Origin of the sequence: Paraburkholderia sp. BR10923, from assembly GCF_040948765.1 — a bacterium.
In the GTDB taxonomy this organism is placed as follows: Bacteria; Pseudomonadota; Gammaproteobacteria; order Burkholderiales; family Burkholderiaceae; genus Paraburkholderia; species Paraburkholderia youngii.
On sequence record NZ_JBFPKO010000082.1, the window covers coordinates 1 to 5,579 of the forward strand.

The 5,579-nt window shown below is 59.0% G+C and carries 3 protein-coding genes and 1 pseudogene; 3 read left to right on the plus strand and 1 reads right to left on the minus strand.

The features are described 5' to 3' along the window. A partial coding sequence (locus AB3X94_RS41085) for a transposase (RefSeq protein WP_368594330.1) occupies nucleotides 1-556 on the minus strand: 556 nt, incomplete at its 3' end. 1,545 nt (nucleotides 557-2,101) lie between these two features. On the opposite strand from AB3X94_RS41085, the pseudogene AB3X94_RS41090 reads away from it, so the two are divergent. The 3 genes and pseudogenes from AB3X94_RS41090 to AB3X94_RS41100 all read left to right on the plus strand — a co-directional run. Beyond that, a pseudogene (locus tag AB3X94_RS41090) lies at nucleotides 2,102-3,048 on the plus strand (cupin). Nucleotides 3,049-3,500: 452 nt separating this feature from the next. Further along, nucleotides 3,501-5,165, plus strand: a complete 1,665-nt coding sequence (locus tag AB3X94_RS41095; protein ID WP_368594329.1) for a peptidoglycan D,D-transpeptidase FtsI family protein — start codon at nucleotides 3,501-3,503, stop codon at nucleotides 5,163-5,165. Between the two features lie 122 nt (nucleotides 5,166-5,287). Beyond that, a partial coding sequence (locus AB3X94_RS41100) for a transposase (protein WP_368594328.1) occupies nucleotides 5,288-5,579 on the plus strand: 292 nt, incomplete at its 3' end.

A 5,579-nucleotide genomic window follows, 5' to 3' on the forward strand; every position in this document is an offset into this window, starting at 1 on the left:
CGGCTGCACCACATCCTGGACAACCTCGACTTCGTCCGTCATGTACACCTGTCCATTTAAAATTTGAATGGACATGATCGTCGGGCGGCACGACTTGCCGATCAAGATGACTTCGCCGGGTGCTTACCTTTAGATCATCCTTCGCGCTCACCCATGCGCGAGCCAGATCGCGGAATGCTTCGTCTTCCACGCTGGGCACATACACCGCTGACAGGTCGCCAGCGCGCAGAGATCGCACGAGCTTGATTGCATCGCGTCGATCTGTCTTGACGCGTTCGCCGGGCTTCCTGGGAATCAACGATGGCGCGCACACCATGCACTCTAATTCCTTCTGCACGAGCTGACGGTAAAGCCCGTAGCCGCACGGACCGGCCTCGTAGACAAGGTGAATGTGCCGCGCTTTAGACTGCAGGGGCTTGCATAGCCGATCGATATCGGCCTTCGTCGTCCCGATCTTTCCGAGCAATTCGACCTCGCCAGTGCCGAGCGCATAGGCAGCCGTGATCGACTCCTTGTGAACATCTAATCCGACGTACAACGTGCTATCGTTTTCCATGCTTTGCGACACGTGTCGCCGTCTGCCGGACGTAAACCGGTTGAAGTATTGGATGGCAAAGCTCTTCCTTGTCTTGTCACACCCTGAGTCCCCCACTTCCGGGACTCAAGTTCCGTGACCTGCTGTACGACCAGCAGTTGCCTACCTGGACATGCGTGACTGGAAACGGTCGGGTATGAAGCTCCGGAGACAACGTACTTCTCGAAAGACGGTTCACTCGGCGACGAGGGGATCGACACTGCAAGCAGCGGTGCGGTGTGAAGGCCAGGCAAGTTCCGTATGCGCAACATAAGTGAATTGCCGTGTGAATTTCCGTAAAAACGAACAAGCCAAAGCTGCTGTCAGGCTTGAACCAAAAGGTAAATGGCAGGTTGCTCTCTTGGCATGTGGGGGCACGTCGTCGAGGCGCCATCGGAAAACAGGCAGGTGCTAACCGGATAGACCCACGCGAGGATGCGGGTCGGCATGGAAGGGAACGTGGTAAGCCCGATTTCTCGCCTTCGTCTCGGTGTATCGAATCGAAGGCAGGCAAGCCGTAAGGCGAGCTGTTGGGGGAGCGGGTATAGGAGTGCGGAAAAAGCGAACGGCCGCCTGTAATGGGCAGCATAGGGGTTCAAGATTTGCCCCAGCCTGAAAGGGCGCAGACTTCCGCATGGTGCGGCTGTCGCGGGCCAACGTCTCAGATTCGACGAGAGGAAGTTTGGAAGAGACCGGTAGCGCTACGGTTCAGCACCTCTCGCCCCAGCAATGGGGCGAATCAACGATGTGATGCGCGCGAAGGTCGTGTGCACTCGGACACGACCGGTGTCGAGACGACACTTTAGCTGTGCTTGAGCGCAGTGCGGTGAAAGTCGCACGCTGCGTTCTTAGGGGGCGGCGGCGTAGTAATACGCTGCTGCTACCCGCCGGCGTCCGCGCTGGAAATCGCCGGGTGCGGTCCTGTCCACACCGTGCGGCTCTGGCAGTCATGCTATCCCGCGTTTGATTTCTCACGGCAGGCCAGCCTTTACCTCGCGGGAGTCATACTGCCTAGAACAGTTCGTCGTTCCACCTGCTCGGAGAGTCAATCCGAAGCAATTCTATCCACCGACGTGCGCGTTCGGGCGTACAGACTAGCGATACACAGAGCGGTACAGCCATTGACGAGCATTGCACTGCAACGGCCGGAGTATTGCCGTCCGCTTCATACATATGCGCGACGCGCCAAAGCGGAGCCGCGGGCTATCAACCCGCCGGCCGCAGCATGCCCATCGCGGCAATAGAGAGTTGCAGGTTCGGTACTTCCGCGCGATGCGCGAGACGCCTGTCCTGCGCGCATTCGACTCTACATTTTCAATCCAGCGTTGGCACTGCGCAGGTCGAATGCGAGCGTCGGCAGGGAGGACGGTTATGCCCTTTACGCAAAGGTGATTTCGAGCGAGCGTAGTTCCGCATAGCAAGGTGCAATGCCTATAGTTTGCGTCAACGCTGCCGGCAAAGGTTGGTTGCGGCCGACGTCAGCGGTAGCGCCCTTCAAGCAACGCACCTAATTTTTTGGAGAATCCTATGCTTGACAAGACCTCTATTGCGACGCTCAGTCTCCAGGACGACGAAGTCACGCGCGACGCGGAGTATTTCGAATACACGTCCTCGGCGAATCCGATCGGAGCGAAGCTGATTTCGCGCGTGCCGTATCGCACGTTCCTGAACTCGCTCTACGATAACGGCCCTACCCGTATCGTGCCGCTGGACCTTTCGTCCGAACTCGGCGTCGATTATCCGGCTACGGGTCCGGGCTTGATGGCCAGCTTCGTGCGCATTGTTGCAGGCGAAAAGGTGTCCGTGAACCCAAACGCGACCTCCCAGGTGTTTTACGTGCTGGAAGGACACGGCACGGTCGCACAGAACGGCACGGCGTTCAGCTTCGGCGCCGGCGATTTCTTTTCGCCTCCGGGTGGCGGCGAGGTTGTGATTTCGGCCGAGGGCACCGCTCGTCTCTATTACGTCAACGACGGCCCTCTGCTTTCGTATCTGGGCGCCGACTTCTCGCGTGCGCGTTTCACCCCGACGCTGTATCCGGTGGCGCGTGCGAAGGAAGAGCTCGAAAAGGTTTCGAATGCTCCGGGTGCAGCTCAACGCAACCGCGTAAGCATCCTTCTCGGTAACGCGCACTTTCCGCAGACTCGCACGGTGACGCATTCGATGTGGGCCATGTTCGGTGTCGTTGCACCGAAGACGATGCAAAAGCCGCATCGCCATCAGTCGATCGCGCTCGACTTCATCCCCAACTGCAAGCCGGGTGTCTATACGCTCGTCGGCACGGAACTGGATGCCAATGGCGACATCGTCGCACCCAGTGCGCGTGGATTGGACGCCGGGCATGGCCTTCGTCACGCCCCTGGCTACTGGCACGCCCACTTCAATGAGTCCGACGAAGCCGCGCACGTTATCCCGCTGCAAGATGCTGGCTGCAGACTTATCTGCGGTCTCTCGACATCCCGTTCGCGCGATAAACGCGAGGCGGACGGTCCGCCGGTGGCGGCAGAACGTCGCAGTGCTCGACGGACCGACAGAACAGAGATATTCTACGGTAGCGACGCCGCGCTCAGCCTTCGTCCATGCGAGAGCGCGGTGCATTTAATCCGCAGCGTGCCGACGCGGCGGATTCGCGCTTGTTTGTCGCAAAGCAGCCCCAAGGCGCGCGTCGTCATCTTTCGCATGACGCGACAAAATTGCGTGAAGAGGCGGTTATCAAATGTTTCTGTTCCGGGGAGCCGGGGTCGCTCCATGTGCGCTTACAACGAAAACTCTCACTGCTTTCTTGCCAGCAGAACATGTCACTGGTGTTGGCAGCTCCTGCCGTAAGTGAGAGTCCGTGTGTGCTTCGTAAATGACCCGTCGCGTAACTTTCAATGAAAGCCCGGTCCTGAAGACCTCCAGCCACCGAGGCAGATCCACGGTCGTAATGGCCTTGATAACGATCGGTTTCGCTGCGTGCATCGCACGTGCCCTTTGGATTCAGGTGCTCGATAGTCGCTTCTACCAATCGAAAGGAGACGAGCGTGTCGACCATGTCATCGACCTGCAAACCGATCGAGGCCGAATCGTCGACCGCAACGGTCGCGTGCTGGCTACGAGTGTCCCAACGATGGCAGTGTGGGCGGACGCAAGCGGGATTCCGGACAATGTGCAGCCAGGCAAACTCGCCATGCTCGCGCAATTGCTAGGAATGTCAGATCAGCAACTGAACACTCAAATTGAAAGCGACAAGACGTTCGTCTATCTGAAGCATCAGATCTCGCGAGACGTCGCCCGTCAGGTCGAAGCACTCGCCATCCCAGGTATTTATGAGCTGCCCGAATATAAGCGCGTGTACCCGGAAGGTGCAGTTACCGCTCAGGTGGTCGGTTTCACGGATACGGAGGGCCGGGGCGAGGAGGGTGTTGAACTCGGAGCACAAAGTGAGCTCAACTCGGTGGACGGGAGAGAACTCGTCGTGCGCGATCGGGTCGGCCATATCGTGAGTGACCTCGGGAGCGTAAAGAGTCCTAAACATGGGGCGGATATCGAGCTCGCGCTCGACCGCAGCATCCAGTACATCGCTTACGAGGCCCTTCGGGACGCAGTCACTTCGAGCCATGCAGAAAGCGGATCCGCGATCGTGGTTGACGGACACACCGGAGAAATTCTCGCGCTTGCAAATTACCCGAGCTACGATCCCAACGACAGGTCGGCCCTGCGCGGCCCCGCGTTGCGCAACCGCGCCGTGACCGACGTGTTCGAACCGGGCTCAATCATGAAGCCTCTAACCGTATCGCTCGCGCTCGACCTGGGTCGGCTTACGCCCAGTTCGATTGTGGAAACCGACGGGCGATTTTCGCTTGACGGCGCGGTTATCACTGACGATGCGAACTTCGGTACGCTGACTGTCGCCCAGGTCATCCAGAAGTCCAGCAACATTGGCGCATCGAAGATTGCCCTGACGATGAAGCCCGAGGAAATGTGGGGGCTTTACTCGGCATTGGGTTTTGGCCGGCAGCCCAAGCTTGGCTTTCCAGGCGCGGCTGCCGGCATCGTGAAACCATGGAGTAAATGGCGGCGAATCGAACAGGCGACGATGTCTTACGGCTACGGCGTCTCGATGTCACTCGTCCAGCTTGCGGAGGCATACACGGTGTTCGCCAACAATGGTCGGCTCGTTCCGCTTACGCTATACAAACGAGATGGCTCGACTGTGGCGGACACACAGGTATTCACGCAACGGACTACCGACCAAATGCGGGCGATGCTGGAGAGTGTCGTTTCCAAGGACGGTACTGCGCCGGACGCGCAGGTGCCTGGCTATAGCGTCGGCGGTAAAACGGGCACGGCCTACACTGCGACGCGGCACGGCTATGAGCGCAACGCCTACCGTGCATCGTTCGTGGGGATCATTCCGATCCGGAGTCCAAGGCTCGTGATAGCTGTATCTGTAGACAAGCCCCAAGGAGCCAAACATTTCGGCGGTGACGTGTCCGGGCCGGTGTTCGCCCGGATCGCGTATGCAGCGATGCATGAACTTGGCGTGGCGCCCGACATGCCGATGCCAGATGCCAAGGACGGCCCAGTTGCGAACGGAGACTTCCGTTAGACCTCGAGGACGCGTTGCCGCCGGTCGATTCGATCGCGAACGCTGACGAAAGAGGCGTCGCATGAGTGCAAGTGTGCCCGAAGTGAACCGGGATAATGTGGCCATAGCAGGGGGCGATCGCGATGAGAGAAGATATCGACGAATTTGACGCGTATCTGAACCATCTGGCGCAGGCGTTAGGGCACGCCGATCGCCATGCCGGCCTCAAGGGTTACTGTTCGGGCCTGGTATTGCCGTTGTCACGCAAGAGCGTCGAGCCGATGGCCGCGCATATTGACCCACTTCACGCGAGTGCGAAGCACCAGTCACTCCACCATTTTGTGGCCAAGGCAGAATGGTCTGACCGGGCGGTCCTGCAGCGGGTACGCGAATGGGTGATGCCCGCGTTAGACGCGCACGCTGCTAAAGAAACCG

Coding starts and splice junctions, on each gene's coding strand:
- AB3X94_RS41095 (WP_368594329.1), top strand. CDS start 3,501: ATGGCCTTGATAACGATCGGTTTCGCTGCGTGCATCGCACGTGCCCTT.